This window comes from Stenotrophomonas sp. 10L48 (assembly GCF_056395105.1).
On the sequence record NZ_JBFTIX010000001.1, the window covers coordinates 623,192 to 642,662 of the forward strand.

The window sequence follows — 19,471 nt, forward strand, 5'->3', positions numbered from 1 at the left end:
GATCCGTTCGGGGGGATGAGGTCGGGGCCATGGGGTCTTGCTGCTGCGCCCCCGCTTTGCCGGGACAGCTATCCGTGACCGTTGGCCGCTCGTCGTCTTTCATCAAGTATTTCCTGCGCACACTGCTGTGCGCCCTCTGCCTGTGGCCGGCGCTTGCCGGCGCGCAGGACTGGAACTACCGGGTCCGCCCCGGCGATACCCTGTGGGATCTCGGCGCGGCCTACCTCAAGCCCAGCATCGGCTGGCAGCAGCTGCAGCAGCACAACCGCATCGACAACCCGTACCGGCTGCCGCCGGGTGAACTGCTGCGCTTCCCGATCGGCTGGCTGCGCGTTGAGCCCGCCCCGGCGCGGGTACTGGCCGTGCGTGGGCAGGTTGAACTGAGCGCGGCCGATGGCAGCAGCAGCCGCGCCGTGCGCGCAGGCGAACAGCTGCACATCGGTGACGCGATCCAGACCAAGGCCGATTCCAGCATCACCCTTGAGTTCGCCGATGCGTCGCGCTTGCAGCTGCGCGAATACTCACGCCTGCGCCTGGACCAGCTCAGCCGCTATGGCCGCACCGGCATGGTCGATACCCGCCTGCGCCTGCAGCAGGGGCGCGCCAGCAACCGGGTAACCCCTGCGCGCGGGCCGGCCTCGCGCTACATCATCGATGCCCCCACGGCCACCAGCAGCGTGCGCGGCACCGTGTTCCGGGTCAGCGCCGGCGATGATGCCCATGCCGGTGCCACCGAAGTACTGGAAGGCAAAGTGCAGGTCGGCAACCCGCATGGCCAGCATCTGGTGCACCCCGGCCAGGCCAGCCGCAGCGCGGGCAGCGGAACGGCGCCCGAAACGGTTTCCGGTTTGCTGCCGGCACCGCGCCTGCGTGCCGATGCGACCCGCCTGGGAGCCCTGCCGGCCCAGCTCGCGTGGGAGCCGGTGACCGGCGCCGGTCACTACCGGGTCGAAGTGGTGCAGGCCGCCACCCCGGAAATCCTGTTGTTTGCCGCCGACACCGCCGACACCCGGCTGCTGATCGGCGAGCTGCCGCCAGGAACGCTGCGCCTGCTGCTGCGCGCAGTGGATGCACAGGGTGTGGAAGGCCTGGATGCCAGCGAGGATTTCGTCCTCGACGACCAGCCGCCACCGCCGCTGACCATTTCTCCGCTGCAGGGACAGTCGGTCAACAGCGACCGTCCCCGCTTCCACTGGAGCCAGGCGCCCGGTGCCAGCAGCAGCGTGCTGCAGGTGGCTGACGAGCCGCAGTTCCTGCAGCCGCTGCGCGAGCAGAGCACCGGCGGCACCGACCTGCGCCTGGGCCAGCCGCTGCCTCCCGGCCAGTACTACTGGCGAGTCGCTTCGCGTGATGACCAGGGCCACCAGGGTCGCTACGGCCAGGCACTGACGCTGCAACTGACCGATGAACCGGTGAACCCGGCACTACAACCGCCTGAAGCCACCGATGGCGAGCTGACCCTGCGCTGGCAGGCGGGAAGCGACGGGCAGCGCTACCGCGTGCAGGTCGATCGCCGCGGCGACTTCAGCGCGCCGCTGCTCGATACCACCGTCGACCAACCGCAGGTCAGTTTCAAGCGCCCGTGGCGCGGCACGCTGCACATCCGCGTGCAGTACATCGATGACGACGGCCATGCTGGCCCGTTCTCGCCCGCCCAGCAGGTCAAGCTGCCGTGTCGCCTGTGCTACGGCGCCAGCGGTGGTGCCCTGCTGCTGTGGCTGTTGCTGTGAGGCGCTCGCCGCTGCCGTGGTCGCGACGGATCCTGCTGGCCCTGCTGGCGGGTGTAGCGACGGCGGTGGTCAGCCATGGCCAGTGGCTGTGGCGGCAGGACGAAAGCGCGTACGACCTGATGGTCGGCAGCTGGGATTACCGCCCCGACCCCAGCGTGCTGATCGTGGCCATCGACGAAGGCAGCCTGCAGCAGCTGGGCCAGTGGCCGTGGCCGCGCTCGATGCATGCCCGCCTGCTGGACCGCTTGACCGACGCCGGTGCCGAGCGCGTCGCGCTGGACCTCATGCTGTCCGAGCCCGATCGTCGCGATGCGCGCCAGGATGCCGAGCTGGCAGCGGCGATCCGTCGCAACGGCCACGTGGTGCTGCCGGTGCTGGCCGCGCCTGCCGCTGGCGACCGCATGGCCGAGGAAATGCTGCCGATCCCGCTGATTGCCGCCAGCGCCGCCGCCCTCGGCCACAGTGACGTTGAAGTCGACGGCGATGGTGTCGCCCGTGGGGCCTACCTGCACGCCGGCATCGGCCAGGCGCACTGGCCGGCACTCGGCCTGGCGTTGACCGGCCTGCCGCCGCAACGCGCACAGGGCCTGCCCGACCCCGACCCGGCGCTGGACTCGCCCTATCAATGGCGCCGCAATGATTACGTGCGCGTGCGTTATGCCGGGCCACCGGAACGCTTGCCGCAGGTGTCCTACGCCGATGTGCTGGAAGGGCGCGTGGATGCCTCGATGCTGCGTGGCAGGCGCATCGTGGTGGGCATGACGGCCAGCGGCATCGCCCTCCGCCTGTTGACACCCACCACCCGCGAATACTGGATGAGCGGCAGCGAGTACCAGGCCAACATCGCCTCGATGCTGCTGCAGGACAAGCAGATCAACGTGCTGCCCCGCGCCTGGCAGGACGCCCTGGCCGGCCTGCTGGTGGCCATGTGCGTGCTGCTGCTCGGGCTGCGCCTGCCCTGGGTGGTTGCGCTGTGCTCGCTGCCGGCCGCGCCGCTGCTGAGCTGGCTGCTGCTGCGCACCGGCAGCCTCTGGTGGGCGCCGGCCAGCGCCCTGCTCGGCGTCGTGCTGGTGCTGACGGCGTGGGCGACCTGGCGCATCGCCTCCTGGCACCGCCAGGCCAACCGTGATGCGCTGACCGGACTGGGCAACCGCCTGCGCTTCGAACAGTCGCTGCAACAGGAATGCGATGCGGCACGCCGCAGTGGCAAGCCACTGACCCTGGCCCTGATCGACGTCGACCACTTCAAGCACCACAACGATCGTCATGGCCACCAGGTCGGCGATCGCGTGCTGTGCGAAGTGGCCCGCCTGATCCAGGCGCATGCCCGGCGCCCCCGTGACATGGCTGCCCGCTACGGCGGCGACGAGTTCGCACTGGTGTTGCCCGACACCCCGGTTGAAGGCGCGCGGCAGGTGATCGAAGACCTGATCTCCTGCATCCGCGCCCTGCCGCCGCCCGGCGATGGCAGCGACACAGGCGTCACCCTGACCATCGGCGTCTACACCCGTGTGCCTGACGGCGACCTGCAACCGCATCATTTCGTCGAAGGCGCCGACAACGCGCTGTACCGGGCCAAGGACAATGGCCGCGACGGCTACGTGATCGACGGCGGCACGCCCGAGCCATAGCGCCGGGCAGGCCTGTCGGGGCGCTGCGGGCTACAACATACGCATGCGAATGGTTAGACTGGGCGCCCCGTCCCCTGCCCGGTTCCCGCATGAAAGCCAGCACGTTCCGCTTCGGCATCAACCTGTGGCCACCGTTCCTGTTCACCGGCATCCATGTCACCCGGATCACCCCGGACTACCGGCAGATCGACGTGGAACTGCGCCTGCGCCCCTGGAACCGCAACTACGTCGGCACCCACTTCGGTGGCAGCCTGTTTGCGATGACCGATCCGTTCTGGATGCTGGGCCTGATGCACACCCTTGGCCGCGACTATTACGTCTGGGATCGCGCCGGTGCGATCGATTTCCTCAAGCCCGGTCGTGGAACGGTGCGCACGTCTTTCCGCATCGACGATGCACTGCTGGATGAACTGCGCACGGCGGCGGCTGGTGGCGAAAAAGTGCTGCGCTGGTTCAGCAACGACGTGGTCGACGAAGCTGGCGAGGTGGTCGCGCAGGTACGCAAGCAGGTCTATGTGCGCCTGAAGCCACACGCACGGTAAAGCGGGCCGGCGCACGCCCGGCTATCCTCTGCAGCCCTGCCATGGAGGCTGCAATGCGCCTTTTCTTCCTTGCTGCGGCACTGACCGCCCTGCCCTTCGCCGCCACTGCACTGGACGTGCCGCCGGTGCGCTATCCCGCCGTGCCCGCGCACGCCGCCACGGCCGAGGGTTTCGTACCTGCCGGCTGGACGCTGGAATACAGGATCGAAGGCGACCTCGACCAGGACGGGCGCGCAGACCTCGCGCTGGTGCTGCGCCAGCAGGACCCGCGCAACATCATCGAACACGATGGGTTTGGCCCTTCGCCGTATGACAGCAACCCGCGCATCCTCGCCATCGCCTTCGCGCGACCGTCCGGTTACGTGCTGGCCGCGCAGAACCACACGCTCATTCCACGGCCGGACTCGCCCGTGCTCAGCGATGCGCTGGCCGAAGGCACCGGCGTGTCGATCCAGCGCGGCGCCCTGCGGGTTGGGTTGTACTCGTTCTCCAGCGCGGGCAGCTGGTCGATGGGCACCACCACGTTCACGTTCCGCTGGCAGGAAGGCAACTTCGCGCTGATCGGCTACGACCGCGACACGATGATGCGCAATTCCGGGCAGACCGAGGGCCTCAGCGTGAACTACTCCACCGGCAAGGTGAAGCTGACCGAAGGCAGCATGCAGGACGACAAGGAACAGGTGCACTGGCAGACCCTGCGTGACCGCAAGCACTGGACGCTGGACAGCGTCGGTGATGGCTGGGCGTTCAATCCGCTCGGCGACGGCAGCTGAGTGCGGGTCAATCCACCCGCAACGGCATCGACAGATGCGGGCCTTCCCCTTCGCGCGCAGGTCCGCGCCGCAGCAGCTGCAGGTAGCGGCCATCGGCAGACACCTCGGGCGTGCGGGCGTCCGAACGCCATTGCGCCGGCAACCGCGCCAGCGACTCGTCGGCGGGCCCGGGCTGCAGCCGCAGCCAGCGCTGCGCGCCGAGCAGGCGGATCATCGCCGCCGTATCCTGGCTGCGCGCCGCGTACGGCGCATAGGACGGCCCGGCGATGGCACTCAATGTGCATCCCAGCGGATTGGCCATGCAGCGCACATCCCATCCCAGCGGTGGCGACACAGGGAGCGGGACGTCGGCCGCCAGCGCCGTGGCTACAGCAGGCCGGCATGCCCAGCCGAAATTGCCGGCGATCCGGGCCAGGGTGTGGTCGCGATCCAGCAGCAGACGGCTGCCTGCTGTCTGCGTGGACGCTTCCACCGCCGCCTTGTTCATCGCAAATTCGCCCTGCATTGCCTGGCACAGGCTCTGTTCGTTCGCGTCCAGTGGCTGCAGCGCCGCCTCGCAGGGGACGGGCAGCGCGTAATCCGGCGATTGCTCGACCAGCATCTCGCCAAGCAGTGCGGCATGGGTCCGCACCACGGCGGCGCCCATCATGCTGTCCACCAGCGTGCTGCCGGTCCGCATCATCCGCCGACCAAACCGCACCGCGCTGCAGCTGCCCTCGATGGCACCGGCAACATCGCCCTGCAGATAGGCCAATGCCTGTGCACTTGCCCCATCCAGCAGCGGCGCGTAGGCCGGCAGAGGCAGCAGCTCGCTTCCGCTGGGCCTGAACGGGGAATCGAAACGATCATAGTCCGCCATCCGGGCCAGTCGCTCATGCAGGCCGGCATGCCCCGCGTGGGCGTCAGCGAAGCGCTGCGGATCAGCGCGTACCTGTGCCAGGCAGCCGACCGGCCCGACTGCACAACGACCTGAGCGGCCCGGATTCAATGGTGCGTGCCTGGCGGCCAGCACCGACGCTTGCGACGCCTGCGCGGGCGCCGTCTGCCAGCGCTGCAGATCTTCGGCCAATGCCGCCTCACGCTGGGCCAGGTCCAGCCCATCGAAGGGCAGCGTCCACAGTAGGGCGAAGCCGTTCCTGCCCTCGCTGCGATGCGCGGCTTCAAGCAGGCGGACATCCTCCCGCTGGGCGGCCGACAACGGCCAGAACCTCGACAGCAGCCATGCCGCGATGGCGATCACCAGCAGACCCAGCATTGCCCAACCCAACCACCGCAGCATCCTCAACACAGCATCCCTTCCCTGCATGGCCAGCGCCGCCAACGGGCAGCGTAAACGAGCGGCCGCGACCGCTACAATGCGCGCATGTCGCTCGATGCCCCCGCCCTGGTTCCCCGTCCCTCCCTGCAGCGCCTGTTCCTGACCGGCCTGCTGACCCTGTTGCCGATCTGGCTGACCTGGGTGGTGGTCAAATTCGTGTTCGTGCTGCTGTCGGGCATCTCCAGCCCGCTGGTGGTGCCGCTGTCCGAACAGATCGCTACCAGCTTCCCGCATTACCTCGGCTGGGTCCGCGCCGAATGGATCCAGAACACCATTGCCCTGCTGGCCACCCTGCTGGTGATCCTGGCGGTGGGCGTGGCCAGCCGCCGCGTGGTCGGCCAGCGCCTGCTGCGCTGGGTCGGCGCGGTCATCAAGCGCATTCCGCTGGCCAGCATCATCTATGACAGCGCCAAGAAGCTGCTGGACATGCTGCAGACCGAACCGGGCAGTACCCAGCGCGTGGTGTTGATCGACTTCCCGCACCGCGACATGAAGTCGGTGGGCCTGGTCACCCGGGTCATCAAGGAACAGGGCACCGACCGCGAACTGGCGGCCGTCTATGTGCCGACCACGCCGAACCCGACCTCCGGCTATCTGGAGATCGTGCCTGTCGAACTGCTCACCCCGACCGACTGGACGGTGGACCAGGCGATGAGCTTCATCATTTCCGGCGGTGCAGTGGCACCAGCCAGCGTTCCGTTCACCCGCGCCGGCGATCGTTCCGAATGAGCGAGGCGTCGCACGCGCGCCCGCTGCAGGACCGCGCGGTCCTGCTGTTCATCGTGCTGGCTGCGTTCTTCTGCGGCAACGCGGTGCTGGCCGAACTGATCGGGGTGAAGATCTTCGCCCTGGAAGACACCCTCGGCATCGACCCGCTGAACTGGAACCTGTTCGGCCAGACCGGCTCGTTGAGCTTCACCGCCGGCACGCTGCTGTGGCCGGTGGTGTTCATCATGACCGACACCATCAACGAATTCTTCGGCAAGCGCGGGGTGCGTTTCATCTCGTGGCTGGCGGTGGTGCTGATCGCCTACGGTTTCCTGTTCGCCTTCGCGGCGATCTCGCTGGCACCGGCCAGCTGGTGGGTAACCTCGATGGATGCCCACGGCGTGCCCGATTACCAGGCCGCGTTCGCGGCGGTGTTCGGACAGGGCATGTGGACCATCGCCGGTTCGCTGGTGGCGTTCCTGTTCGGCCAGTTGATCGACGTGGCGGTGTTCCACCGCATCCGCCAGGCAACCGGCGAGCGCCATGTATGGCTGCGTGCCACGGGTTCCACTGCGGTCTCGCAGCTGGTGGACAGCTTCGTGGTGATCTGGATCGCCTTCGTGCTCGGCCCGCAGCACTGGCCGACATCGCTGTTCCTGGCAGTGAGCAGCGTCAACTATGCCTACAAGATGGGCTTTGCGATCGCCCTGATTCCGTTGCTGTACCTGATGCGGCGTGCAATCACCCGCTATCTGGGCGAACACCGCGCCGCCGACCTGCGCGCTGCGGCCGCGGCTGACTGAAGCCCCAGCGACGCGCAAGCTGACTGCGCCCCCACGCTGGCCGTACGCGCGCGGATCGTGCAAGCTCCACGGTCTGTGTTCCACGGAAGCTTCTTGATGCCGTATTCCCCCCGCGTCCTGGCCGCCGCCATCGCCGCGTTGTTCCTGTTCAGCGCCGTTCCGCCGGCCGAAGCAGCGAAGAAGAAGGGCAGCCGCCCCGCCGCCGCGCAGACCCGCCAGGCGGCCAAGCCGAAGGCCCGCGCCGGCACACGTGCCACCACGCCCGCCCGCGGCAGTTCGGCGCGCCGCGCCGCGCCGCGCCCGGTCGCCCCTGCCCGTGCGGTGCCCAAGCAGGTGCAGCTGGAGCGGCTGTACGACGAATACTGGGATGCCTCCATGCGGTTGAACCCGCTGCAGGCCACCTTCCAGGGCGAGCCGCGCTACAACGACCAGCTGCCCAACATCCTTTCTGCCGCGTGGCGCCAGCAATCGCACGACTTCACCACCGAATGGCTGGGCAAGGTCGAGAAGATCGGCAGCGACGGCCTGCAGGGGCAGGACCTGCTCAGCTACGAGATCTTCGTGCGTGATGCCCGCGCTTCGCTGGCCGCCGAACGTTATCCGAGCTGGATGATGCCGATCAGCCAGTACTACAACGTCGGCAGCATCATGGCCATCCTCGGCGCCGGTGCTGGCGCACAGCCGTTCAATACGGCCAAGGACTACGACACCTGGTCGCGACGCTCGCTGGGCATCCCCGACCTGTTCGAGCAGGCCATCGACAACATGCGCCAGGGCATGAAGGCCGGCGTGGTGCAGCCGCGCGACCTGATGGAAAAGGTACTGCCGCAGCTGGACGCGGTGATCAAGCCGACCGCCGAAGAGAGCATCTTCTGGTCGCCGATCCGGACCATGCCCGAGTCCATCTCCGCCGAGGACAAGGCGCGCATCAGCGCCGAGTACAAGCGCATGATCGAACTGCGCATCATGCCGGCCTACCGTGCCCTGCGTGGCTTCATCGCCACCGAATACCTGCCTGCCACGCGCAGCAGCAGCGGCCTTGGCGCACTTCCCGACGGCCAGGCCTGGTACGCCAACCTGATCGTGCAGACCACCGCCAGCCAGCAGACCGCCGCGCAGCTGCATGCGCTGGGCGAGCAGCGTGTGCAGGAGCTGCAGGCGCAGATCACCACGGTGATGCGCGACGGCAAGCTGCGCAGTTCGCAGGCCAAGCTGCTGCGCAGCATGCGCAACGACCGCCAGTTCCAGTACAGCGATGCCAACGCGCTGCTCAACCGTTACCGGCAGGTGCAGCAGCAGGTCGATGCACGCCTGCCGCAGGTACTGGACACCCTGCCGAAGGCGCCGCTGCAGATCCGTGCAGTGGAACCGGAGCGTGCCATGACCGCCGCCGCAGCCTCCTACCAGCCGTCGCCGCCGGGACAACCCGGCGTGCTGTTCGTCAACACCCGCGACCTGCCCAGCCGCAAGCGCTGGAACGTGCCGGTGCAGTACCTGCACGAAGCCATTCCCGGCCACCATGTGCAGCTGGGGCTGCAGCAGGAACTGACCAAGCTGCCGCGCTTCCGCCGCCTCGGCGGTGACCTCGCCTTCGTCGAAGGCTGGGGCCTGTACGCGGAAACCCTGGGCGATGAGCTCGGCGCGTACACCGATCCGTACGACCGCATCGGCTATCTGTATTCGCGCCTGCTGCGCGCCGCGCGCGTGGTCGCCGATACCGGCGTGCATGCGCAGGGCTGGAGCAAGCAGCAGGCCGTGACCTATCTGCAGAAAACCGTGGACATGAGCGCTGACGATGCCAACGCGGAAGTGGAACGGATCATGGCCCAGCCTGGCCAGGCGCTGTCCAACGTCGCCGGCCTGACCACGATCATCGCCCTGCGCGACAAGGCCAAGGCACGCCAGGGCGCTGCGTTCGACCTGCGCCGCTTCCATGCCGAAGTGCTGAAGGACGGTTCGATGCCGCTGGATGTACTGGACCACAAGATCGAACGCTGGCTGGCGCAGCCGGCCGCTGCAACGCCTGCGCCCGCGCCCTGACCGCCACGGAGCTGCGATGCGCCCTGCCGCCCTGCTGTGTGCCACGGTTCTCGCTCTGCTGCCGTCGATAGCGTTGGCGGCTGCACCGCTGGCACCGCCGGATGCAGGCATCGATGGACTGATGCAGACCTACGACGGCCAGGTGCCGGGCGCAGCGGTGCTGGTGCTGCACGACGGGCAGCCGGTGTTCCGTCGCGGCTACGGCCTGGCCGTGGTTGAAGATGGCAGCCCAGTGACGCCGGCCAGCAACTTCCGCCTGGCCTCGGTCAGCAAGCAGTTCACCGCTGCGGCGGTGCTGTTGCTGGTCGAGGACGGCCGCCTGGCGCTGGACCAGCCCGCGCGGCGCTGGCTGCCGGAGCTGCCGCCCGCTGCTTTCGGCATCACCCTGCGCCAGCTGCTGTCGCACACCAGCGGCCTGCTGGACTACGAAGACCTGATCGACCCTGCCGACACCCGGCAGGTGCACGACACCGATGTGCTGGCGCTGTTGGCCCGCGAAGATCGACTCGCCTTCGCACCCGGCAGCCAGTACCGCTACAGCAACAGCGGCTACGCACTGCTGGCGCTGATCGTCGGCCGCGCCGCCGGCAGCGACTTTGCCAGCTTCCTGCAGCAGCGCATTTTCCAGCCGCTGGGCATGGCGCACACCGTGGCCCACCAGGACGGGATCGACCAGGTCGCGCAGCGTGCCTATGGCTACAGCGAAGTTGACGGACGTTGGCAACGTACTGACCAGAGCACCACCAGCGCCGTGCTCGGCGATGGTGGCATCTACTCCTCGCTGGACGACCTCGCCCGCTGGGACGCGGCCCTGTACGACGACCGCCTGCTGTCGGCCGCATCACGCAAGGCCATGTTCAGCCCGGCCACCGCCACCACCGAAGCGGACGTACCGCACTACGGCTTCGGCTGGCGCCTGAACGGCCGCATGCACTGGCACAGCGGCGAGAGCATCGGCTTCCGCAACGTGATCCTGCGCTATCCGGACAAGCACCTGACAGTCATCGTGCTGAGCAACCGCAACGCCACCGAACCCTATCCGCTGGCGCTGAAGATCGCCCAGCGCTGGCTGGACACCCTGCAATGACCACCACGACCACCGGCCTGCTGGGCATCCACCATGCCGCACTGATCTGCAGCGACTACGCCCGCTCGAAAGACTTCTACGTGCGCGTGCTGGGCCTGCGCATACTGGCCGAGAACCACCGCGCGGCACGCGACTCGTGGAAACTGGACCTGGCCCTGCCCGATGGCGGCCAGCTGGAGCTGTTCTCCTTCCCCTCGCCCCCCGCACGGCCCAGCCGCCCCGAAGCCCAGGGCCTGCGCCATCTCGCGTTCCGGGTAGCCGCGCTGGAACCCTTCGTCGAACGCCTGGCCCGCCACGGCGTGGAATGCGAACCGATCCGCGTGGACGAATACACCGGCCGCCGCTTCACCTTCTTCGCCGACCCCGACGACCTGCCGCTGGAACTGTACGAGACCGGTTGAGCGATTTTCAATCGCGGAAATTCATCCACGCATGGCATGGATCTGCGTGTCGACCAAGGTCGACACCCACCAAGAGCAGGCAATGCCATTCCGGCAGATCGCGAAAATCTGTCGAAGGCGGGGTGGGTCCGGTTGCGGGGGTGTCCGCGGCATGGATGCCGCGGCCAAGCCCCCATGGATGGGTTTACGGCGTCCCCCGCAACCCATGCGCAAGACCTTCAAGACCCTGCTGCTGGCGCTGCCGCTGTGCCTGGCCGCGCTCTCCGCGCAGGCCGCCGACAGTGCCGCCGGCCGCTGGAAGACCATCGACGACAAGACCGGCAAGGTGAAGTCGATCGTCGAGATCAGCCAGGCCGCCAACGGCACGCTGTCCGGCAAGGTGGTCGAGATCCTGCACTCGGACAAGGGCCCGAACCCGGTCTGCGATGGTTGCGAGGGCGCCAACAAGAACAAGCCGGTGAAGGGCATGACCATCCTCTGGAACCTGAGCCAGGACAAGGGCACCACCAGCAAGTGGTCCGGTGGCACCATCCTCGACCCGGCCAACGGCAAGACCTATCGCTCGAAGATCGAGCTGCAGCCGGGTGGCGGCAAGCTGGACGTGTCCGGCTGCATCGCCTTCATCTGCCGCGCGCAGACCTGGGTCCGCGAGTAAGCGTCACGGCCCCGGCAATGCCCTGGTGACCCGGCTCCGGCCGGGTCACCGCGTTGCGGGCATGCGATAATCCCCGGTTCCCCCTGGCTGCACCCCGTGACCATGACCCGTACCGCGCTCGTCACCACCGCCCTGCCCTACGCCAACGGCCCGCTGCACCTGGGCCACCTGGTCGGCTACATCCAGGCTGACATCTGGGTGCGGGCGCGTCGAATGAGTGGCGGCAAGGCCTGGTTCGTGTGCGCCGACGACACCCACGGCACGCCGATCATGCTGGCTGCGGAAAAGGCCGGGGTCACCCCGGAAACCTTCATCGCCAACATCCAGGCCAGCCACGAGCGCGATTTCGCCGCTTTCGGCGTCGCCTTCGACCATTACGACTCGACCAATTCCGCCGCCAACAAGGCGCTGACCGAAGCGTTCTACCTGAAGCTGGAAGCGGCCGGCCACATCAGCCGCCGTTCGGTGGCGCAGTTCTACGACCCGGCCAAGGGCATGTTCCTGCCCGACCGCTACGTCAAGGGCATCTGCCCGAACTGCGGCAGCGCCGACCAGTACGGCGACAACTGCGAGGTCTGCGGCGCCACCTATGCGCCGACCGACCTGAAGGAGCCGCGCTCGGTGATCTCCGGGGCAACCCCGGAAATGCGCGATTCGGAGCACTTCTTCTTCGAGGTCGGCCACTTCGACGGCTTCCTGCGCGACTGGCTGGCCGGCGATGTCGCCCTGCCGGGCGTGAAGGCCAAGCTGGGTGAATGGCTCAACGCCGAAGGCGGCCTGCGTGCGTGGGACATCTCGCGCGATGCGCCGTACTTCGGTTTCGAGATTCCCGGCCAGCCGGGCAAGTACTTCTACGTCTGGCTGGACGCGCCGATCGGCTACCTGTCCAGCTTCCAGACCCTGTGCAGCAGGATCGGCGAGGACTTCGAAGCGCACCTGCGCGCCGGCACCAGCACCGAGCTGCATCATTTCCTCGGCAAGGACATCGTCAATTTCCATGGCCTGTTCTGGCCGGCGGTGCTGCACGGCACCGGCCACCGCGCGCCGACCCGCCTGCACGTCAACGGCTACCTGACCGTCGATGGCGCGAAGATGAGCAAGTCGCGCGGCACCTTCGTGATGGCGCGCACGTTCCTCGATGCCGGCCTGGAGCCGGAGGCACTGCGTTACTACTTCGCCGCCAAGTCCGGTGGTGGCGTCGACGACCTCGACCTGAACCTGGGCGACTTCATCGCGCGCGTCAACGCCGATCTGGTCGGCAAGTTCGTCAACCTCGCCAGCCGCTGCGCCGGTTTCATCAGCAAGCGCTTCGATGGCCAGTTGGCCGCGCAGCTGCCCGACGCGGCGCAGTACCAGCGCTTCGTCGATGGCCTGGCGCCGATCCGTGAGGCATACGAGCGCAACGACCCGGCCGCGGCGATCCGCCTGACCATGACCCTGGCCGATGAAGCCAACCGCTACATCGACGACGTCAAGCCGTGGGTGATCGCCAAGCAGGAAGGCGCCGACGCGCAGCTGCAGGCGGTCTGCAGCCAGGGCCTGAACCTGTTCCGCGTACTGGTCACCGCCCTGAAGCCGGTGCTGCCAGCCACCGCGGCGCAGGCCGAGGCCTTCCTGGCCGCGCCGGTGAATGACTGGACCGAGCTGGCGCAGCCGCTGCTGGGCCACCGCATCACCGACTACACCCCGCTGTTCACCCGTATCGACCCGAAGAAGATTGACGCCATGATCGACGCCTCCAAGGACACCCTGACCACCGCCGCCCCCGCTGCCAAGGTTGAAGCAAGCAAGCCTGCCGCACCGGTGGTGGCCAAGGACGAAGCAAAGAGCGCCGACGCGCCGGCCTACATCGGCATCGACGACTTCGCCAAGCTCGACCTGCGCATCGGCAAGGTGCTGGTGTGCGAGTTCGTGGAAGGCTCGGACAAGCTGCTGCGTTTCGAACTGGATGCCGGCGACCTCGGCAAGCGCCAGATCTTCTCCGGCATCCGCGCCAGCTACGGCGAGCCGGAAGCGCTGGTCGGCCGCAGCGTGGTGTTCATCGCCAACCTGGCACCGCGCAAGATGCGCTTCGGCCTGAGCGAAGGCATGATCCTGTCGGCCGGTTTCGATGGCGGCGCGCTGGCGCTGCTGGACGCCGACAGCGGCGCGCAGCCGGGCATGCCGGTTCGTTGATGCAGTACGGGCGCGGCCCTGGCCGCGCCCGGTCATGAGCACCGCGAAGGGAGGTACCGTGATGGGAGATGCTGCGTTGGAACTGGCGCTGTTCGACTTCGACCACACTGTCACCACCTGCGACACCTATGGCCGCTTCCTGCGCCGGGTCGCCACCGCCGAACAGCTGGCACAGGCCTGGTGGAAAGTCGGCCCGTGGCTGCTGGCCTACAAGCTGAAACTGATCTCCGCCGAGCGCATCCGCGCACGGGTGACCCGGTTGACCTTCAGCGAGCGCCACGCCGATGACATCGAGACGCTGGCTGCGGGCTTCTCCCGCGAGTTCCTGCCCGATGTCGTGCGCCCGGAAATGCTGGAGCAGATCCGCTGGCACAAGGAGCAGCAGCACACCGTGGTGGTGGTGTCCGGTTCACTGGACCTGTACCTGCGGCCGTGGTGCGAACAACTGGGCCTGCAGCTGATCTGCAATCGGCTGGAAAGCGAAAGCGGACGCCTGACCGGCCGCTACGCCGGTGGCGATTGTGGTCCGCGCAAGGTTGAGCACATCCGCCGCCAGTTCGACCTGTCACGTTACACACGCATCCATGCCTACGGTGACAGCGCGGAGGATCGCCCGATGCTGGCCCTGGCGCACGAGCGCTGGTACCGCGGCAAACCCCTGAAGTAACCCAACGCGCAGCCTTCGCCACGCATGAGCCTGATTCCGCCCCTGACCGAACGCCTGGACCGCTTGCTGCCGCAGACCCAATGCGGGCAATGCGGTTACGACGGCTGTCGCCCGTACGCGCAGGCGATGGCACGTGGGGAGGCTGGCGTGGATCGTTGTCCGCCCGGCGGCGATGCCGGTGCGCGGGCGTTGGCGCAGGTGCTGGGTGTGCCGGCGTTGCCGTTCGATCGCAGCCGGGGCGAGCACAAGCCGCCGCAGGTGGCGTTGATCGTGGAGGCTGACTGCATCGGTTGCACCAAGTGCATACAGGCGTGCCCGGTGGATGCGATCGTCGGCGGGGCAAAGTACATGCACACGGTGATTGCCGATCTGTGCACGGGGTGCGAGTTGTGTATTCCACCGTGCCCGGTGGATTGCATCGAGCTGGTGTTGGTGTAGGTTTTTTTTTGCGACGCCGCGGCGTCGCGTTGCGCTGAGAGCAACAGCAACAGCAACAGCAACAGCAACGGCAACGGCAACGGCAACGGCAACGGCTGGGAGCGTCGGCTGCCTGGGTTTGATGATCTGGGCTGGTGGGCGGGGGCAAGCGGGACACGCCGTGAACCCATCCATGGGGGCTCGATGACGCCTTGCTCGTGTGCGCTATCCTGCGCACACGGCAAGACCTGGGTTGGGCGTCCTGCCCAACCCGCCAGGCGCATGCGCCTGGCCCATGGCGCCAACGGTCCCGCTTGCCCCCGCCCACCAGCCCCCGACAGATATCCGCTGCGGACGGGCGAGCAACTGCAATGCCATGGCTGGGGTGTTGGTGGGTGCGGACCTTGGTCCGCACTATCTGTCCAATGTCATGAACCGTCGTCGCAATCGACCTTGCCTGCGCACGCTGGCGACTATCGAATCACGATGCATGTCGCAGATTGCTCGGTCTATCGCGACCGTGGCGCCACCTGCGTTCGAGGCGGCTTAACAGCATGCAAAAATGCCGGAAACCTCCTGACGTTGCGGGCATTGCAACTTGTCTGATTGGCATTCCGCTACGACGGGTTTACAGATGGTGAGCCGCCGAAAAAGGGTGGCCGGGTGTCGAAAACCCGCGACGCAAGATGTTGTTTACGCTTGCCAGCCGGCGTCACCTTGCGTGGCGCCGGCTGGCAATCCGTCTGCCGGTCATGGCGGGCGGAGCGTGGGGGCTTTCGGGTCCACCGGTTTCGTCTTGCGTCCCGGTTTTCGAGCCACGTCTCCGTCCGCCACCTTTGAGTGGCGGCTACCGTCTGTCCTGCACGGAGCCTTGCCATGAACGCATCGGATTTCCCCCATCTGCACGCCTACCTCGGCCCGGCAGACGCCGACGAGGACACGGAACCGTCGCCAGCGCTTGATCCCACCACGTTGGTTGCGACCCTGCGGCGCATCGGTACCGGCGCCGCCGCTGACGGTCAGCCGTGGCCGGAGCGGCATCAACTTCCCAGCCGGTGCATGGCGCTGGCCGATGCCGATTGCGCGCTGGCCGGGCTGCGCGTGGTGCAGGAGGTCCTGCTGGCCGCCGAACGCACCCGGCAGAACGGCGCGCCGGAGGAGTACGTCGGCGACCGGGTCATGGAAGGCCTGATGCTGGCCTGCCTTGCCTTGTGCACGCAGGCAAGCACACGACTGCAGCCGCAGCTGTAACGGATGTTGCAGCGTCAGCTTCCCCGGCAAACGGGGTCAGATCCCTTTTCCGGAGGAAAAGGGGTCTGACCCCTGTCCGCTCATTACGGCACTGCCGCCGTAACGATGATCTCAACCTTCCATTCGGCGTGCGCAAGCTTGGCTTCAACCGTGGCGCGGGCCGGGGTCGCGCCCTCCACCACCCACTCGTCCCACGCCTTGTTCATGCCCTCGAAATCGGCCATGTCGGCCAGGAAGATCTCCGCACGCAGCACGTGCTGGCGGTCACTGGCCACCAGCGCCAGCAGCTTGTCGATCTCGGCCAGCACCTGCCGGGTCTGGCCGGTGATGTCCTGGCTGGTGTCTTCCGGAATCTGGCCGGAAAGGTAGGCGACCTTGTTGTACACGGTCATCTCGGACATGCGCGGTCCGACGTCGTAACGCTCCATCATGGGCGTGGCTCCTGCGGGTGGTCTGGACTGCATTCTCACCCAGCCGGCGTTGGAAGTGTGTGCCCGGTGCGGCCACTGGATACCGCCACCACCAGCACAGCGGCAGTGCTGGTCAAACGGCGTGGACAGGCGCACGATGCGCCACGCCTGCGTTGACACCGCCCTCGCCCTTTCTGACGCACCCTTGCGCCGATGACCGCACCCACCGATTCCACTGCCTCCCCTTCCACACCGACCTGGAAGCGGGTCGTCACCATCGTCGTCCCGCTGCTGATCCTCGCGCTGGCCCTGCATGGGCTGGCCGGCGAATTCGACGAGCATGGCTACCGCGCCATCCGCCAGGCCTTCCGCGAGCTCAGCGCTGCGCAGATCGCGCTGACCGTGCTGCTCGGCCTGGCCAGCTACGCCTGCCTGATCGGCTTCGATGCGATCGGCCTGCGCCGCAGTGGCATCCGCGTGCACCCGGCACGGATCGGCATCACCGCCTTCCTCGCCCACACCCTGGGCCAGACCGTGGGCTTTGCCGCCCTCACCGGCGGCGCAGTGCGCCTGCGCGGCTACCGCAGTGCCGGCCTGGATCTGGCGCAGATCGGCCAGGTGGTGCTGATGAGCACGCTCGGCTTCATCTTCGGCGCGTGGCTGCTGATCGGCGTTGCGCTGTGCATGGAGCCGGCCGCTGCCGCGCTTGCGCTGCCGCTGGACCCCGGCGCGGTGCGCGTGGTCGGCATCGTCGCGCTGCTCGCCTATGCGGCCACCTTCGTCCTGGTCGGCCGCAACGGTCGCCAGTTCCGCATCTTCAGCCATGGCCTGTGGCTGCCCGACCGGCGCACCATGCTCGGGGTCACCGTGTTGAGCGTGGTTGAACTGGTCCTGGCCAGTGCCGCGTTCTATGTGCTGCTGCCCGATTCCACGCCGACCGGCCTGCCCGGTTTCGTCGGCCTGTATCTGGTCGCCGTGCTGGCCGGCCTGGTGTCGACGGTACCGGCCGGCCTTGGCGTGTTCGAGTGGAGCCTGCTGAAGCTGCTGCCGCAGGTGGCGCCGGCTGCAGTACTGGCGGCGGCATTGATCTACCGCGTCAGCTACTACGTGCTGCCGCTGCTGCTGGCGACTGTGCTGGCCCTGGCGCCCGCGCTGCGGCAGCCGCTGCAGGCCAGCGCAGGTGCCACCCGCGCCGGCTGGTACGCGCTGCGTCCGTGGTTGCCGCAGATCATCGCGCTGGCCGCCTTCAGTGTCGGCGCCGCGCTGGTCATCGACGGCACCCTGCCCACACCGCGACGGCACCTGATCAATGCCTCGCTGCCGATCCTGGAAACCTCGCACCTGATCGGCAGCCTGGCCGGCGTCGCCCTGTTGCTGATCGGCCAAGGCCTGGCCCGCCGCAGCCACGCGGCCTGGATGCTGGCGATGGCGATCTGCGTGATCGCACCGCTGCCGATCTGGCTGCGCGGTGGCCAACCGCTGATCGCCTTGTCGGCGTTGCTGGTGGCGATGGCGCTGTGGGCAGCACGTCGCGAGTTCTATCGCCAGGGCGCGCTGCTGGACGAAGCCTGGTCGTGGCCATGGCTGCGCAACCTCGGCCTGGTGCTGGTGGCGGTGACGTGGCTGCTGTTCTTCACTTACAGCCACGTCGAATACCAGAACGAGCTGTGGTGGCAGTTCGCCGTGTCCGGCAATGCGCCGCGCGCGCTGCGTGCACTGCTGCTGGTGGCGATGGCGCTGGTGATGTTCGGCCTGGCGCGGCTGCTGCACAGCACGCGCAGCCCGCTGCCGCCTGCCGACGACGCAACCCTGCAGGCGCTGGCACCCGTGCTGGCTGGTGCCACCGACACCCAGGCCTGCCTGGTGCTGACTGCCGACAAGGCGGTGCTGCGCGATGAGCAGCACAAGGGCTTTGTGATGATGCAGCGCTACGGCGGCTCGCTGATCGCGATGGGCGATCCGGTCGGGCCACCGGAGGTGGCGCGCGCACTGATCTGGCGCTTCCGCGAAGAAGCCGACCGGCTCGGACTGCGCCCGGTGTTCTACCAGGTGGGTGAGGCGTATTGGCAGACCTATCTCGATCTCGGCCTGGGCCTGGTCAAGCTGGGCGAAGAGGCCATGGTGCCGCTGCACGACTTCGGTCTGGAAGGCCGCGAGCGTGCCGACCTGCGGCAAGCCTGGAACCGCGGCAAGCGCGGCGGGCTGTCGTTCCGCGTAGCACCGGCGGAAGAGATCCCTGCCCTGCTGCCACGCCTGCATGCGATTTCCAACGCCTGGCTGGAGGACAAGTCAGGCGACGAGAAAGGCTTCTCGCTGGGCAGCTACGACCCGGACTATCTCGTGCGTTTCCCGATCGCCCTGGTCGAAGCTGAAGGTCGGATCGTGGCCTTTGCCAACCTGTGGCAGGCACCGGCAGGCGCCGAACTGTCGGTGGATCTGATGCGTCATGTCAGCGATGCGCCGAAGGGCACGATGGATTTCCTGTTCATCGAGCTGTTCCTGTGGGGCCGCGCGCAGGGCTATGCGCGGTTCTCGCTGGGCATGGCACCGCTGTCCGGCCTGGCCCAGCACCGCCTGGCCGGTCGCTGGAACCGCCTGGCCGGCCTGCTCGCACGACACGGCGAGCGCTTCTATGGCTTCAGCGGCCTGCGCAGGTTCAAGTCGAAGTTCGATCCGCAGTGGCGACCGCGCTACCTGGCCGCGCCCGGCGGCATGCACCTGCCGGCTGCACTGCTGGATGCCACGCGGCTGATCTCGCTGGACCCGCGGCGCAACTGACGCCCCGATCCGCCGGGCATGGCCCGGCGCTACCTGATGGATCGTCCGCACGGGTAGCGCCGGGCCATGCCCGGCGGTGGTCCCA

The 19,471-nt window shown here is 67.8% G+C and carries 17 protein-coding genes; 15 read left to right on the forward strand and 2 right to left on the reverse strand.

All coding sequences use genetic code 11. The features are described from left to right. The first annotated feature begins 29 nt into the window (after positions 1 to 29). From AC1DCU_RS03050 to AC1DCU_RS03065, 4 genes are all read left to right on the forward strand, one after another. Positions 30 to 1,730, forward strand: coding sequence for a FecR family protein (locus AC1DCU_RS03050; RefSeq protein WP_478013538.1), 1,701 nt, complete (start codon positions 30 to 32; stop codon positions 1,728 to 1,730). After that, a complete protein-coding gene (locus tag AC1DCU_RS03055) occupies positions 1,727 to 3,361 on the forward strand; it encodes a CHASE2 domain-containing protein (protein WP_032975062.1) in 1,635 nt (544 codons plus the stop codon). The genes AC1DCU_RS03050 and AC1DCU_RS03055 overlap by 4 nt, the downstream gene beginning before the upstream one ends. Before the next feature lie 89 nt (positions 3,362 to 3,450). Continuing rightward, positions 3,451 to 3,903: a DUF4442 domain-containing protein gene (locus tag AC1DCU_RS03060; protein WP_032975063.1), complete on the forward strand. Its 453-nt coding sequence runs from the start codon at positions 3,451 to 3,453 to the stop codon at positions 3,901 to 3,903. Positions 3,904 to 3,956: 53 nt separating this feature from the next. After that, positions 3,957 to 4,676 carry a hypothetical protein gene (locus AC1DCU_RS03065; RefSeq protein WP_442251875.1) on the forward strand — a complete coding sequence of 240 codons (720 nt, stop codon included), beginning with the start codon at positions 3,957 to 3,959 and terminating at the stop codon, positions 4,674 to 4,676. 7 nt (positions 4,677 to 4,683) lie between these two features. Here the strand turns inward: AC1DCU_RS03065 and AC1DCU_RS03070 are convergent, their stop codons facing one another. Continuing rightward, on the reverse strand, positions 4,684 to 5,955 hold the full coding sequence (locus AC1DCU_RS03070) for a hypothetical protein (RefSeq protein WP_442251876.1): 1,272 nt from the start codon (positions 5,953 to 5,955) through the stop codon (positions 4,684 to 4,686). Positions 5,956 to 6,039: 84 nt separating this feature from the next. Here AC1DCU_RS03070 and AC1DCU_RS03075 point away from each other — a divergent pair, with 84 nt between their 5' ends. The 10 genes from AC1DCU_RS03075 (at position 6,040) to AC1DCU_RS03120 (ending at position 16,198) form a co-directional block, all read left to right on the forward strand. Further along, complete coding sequence (locus tag AC1DCU_RS03075) at positions 6,040 to 6,723, forward strand: DUF502 domain-containing protein (RefSeq protein WP_032975065.1); 684 nt, start codon at positions 6,040 to 6,042, stop codon at positions 6,721 to 6,723. Further along, the gene (locus tag AC1DCU_RS03080; protein ID WP_442251877.1) at positions 6,720 to 7,505 is read left to right on the forward strand and encodes a queuosine precursor transporter; all 786 of its coding nucleotides are present in this window, start codon (positions 6,720 to 6,722) and stop codon (positions 7,503 to 7,505) included. The genes AC1DCU_RS03075 and AC1DCU_RS03080 overlap by 4 nt, the downstream gene beginning before the upstream one ends. 96 nt (positions 7,506 to 7,601) lie before the next feature. Next, positions 7,602 to 9,545, forward strand: coding sequence for a DUF885 domain-containing protein (locus AC1DCU_RS03085; RefSeq protein WP_032975066.1), 1,944 nt, complete (start codon positions 7,602 to 7,604; stop codon positions 9,543 to 9,545). A gap of 16 nt (positions 9,546 to 9,561) precedes the next feature. Then, entirely contained in the window at positions 9,562 to 10,632 is a 1,071-nt protein-coding gene (locus AC1DCU_RS03090) for a serine hydrolase domain-containing protein (RefSeq protein WP_442251878.1), read from the forward strand. Beyond that, positions 10,629 to 11,033, forward strand: coding sequence for an SMU1112c/YaeR family gloxylase I-like metalloprotein (gloA2, locus tag AC1DCU_RS03095; RefSeq protein WP_032975068.1), 405 nt, complete (start codon positions 10,629 to 10,631; stop codon positions 11,031 to 11,033). Before AC1DCU_RS03090 ends, gloA2 begins: the two co-directional genes overlap by 4 nt. A 205-nt stretch (positions 11,034 to 11,238) precedes the next feature. Further along, complete coding sequence (locus AC1DCU_RS03100) at positions 11,239 to 11,688, forward strand: DUF2147 domain-containing protein (RefSeq protein ID WP_025879086.1); 450 nt, start codon at positions 11,239 to 11,241, stop codon at positions 11,686 to 11,688. Positions 11,689 to 11,790: 102 nt separating this feature from the next. Beyond that, positions 11,791 to 13,863: a methionine--tRNA ligase gene (gene metG, locus AC1DCU_RS03105; protein ID WP_032975075.1), complete on the forward strand. Its 2,073-nt coding sequence runs from the start codon at positions 11,791 to 11,793 to the stop codon at positions 13,861 to 13,863. A 76-nt stretch (positions 13,864 to 13,939) separates the two neighbouring features. Continuing rightward, entirely contained in the window at positions 13,940 to 14,530 is a 591-nt protein-coding gene (locus AC1DCU_RS03110; protein WP_025879084.1) for an HAD family hydrolase, read from the forward strand. A gap of 24 nt (positions 14,531 to 14,554) precedes the next feature. Then, a complete protein-coding gene (rnfB, locus tag AC1DCU_RS03115; protein WP_032952130.1) occupies positions 14,555 to 14,968 on the forward strand; it encodes an Rnf electron transport complex subunit RnfB in 414 nt (137 codons plus the stop codon). A gap of 855 nt (positions 14,969 to 15,823) precedes the next feature. Then, positions 15,824 to 16,198 (forward strand): hypothetical protein, encoded by a 375-nt coding sequence (locus tag AC1DCU_RS03120; RefSeq protein ID WP_025879082.1) that lies wholly within the window; start codon positions 15,824 to 15,826, stop codon positions 16,196 to 16,198. Between the two features lie 83 nt (positions 16,199 to 16,281). On the opposite strand, the gene AC1DCU_RS03125 is transcribed toward AC1DCU_RS03120, so the two are convergent. Further along, positions 16,282 to 16,629, reverse strand: a complete 348-nt coding sequence (locus AC1DCU_RS03125; RefSeq protein WP_025879081.1) for a RidA family protein — start codon at positions 16,627 to 16,629, stop codon at positions 16,282 to 16,284. Between the two features lie 192 nt (positions 16,630 to 16,821). Between AC1DCU_RS03125 and mprF the strand changes: the two genes are divergently transcribed. Then, entirely contained in the window at positions 16,822 to 19,386 is a 2,565-nt protein-coding gene (mprF, locus tag AC1DCU_RS03130; RefSeq protein WP_282280586.1) for a bifunctional lysylphosphatidylglycerol flippase/synthetase MprF, read from the forward strand. The last annotated feature ends 85 nt before the right edge of the window (positions 19,387 to 19,471 follow it).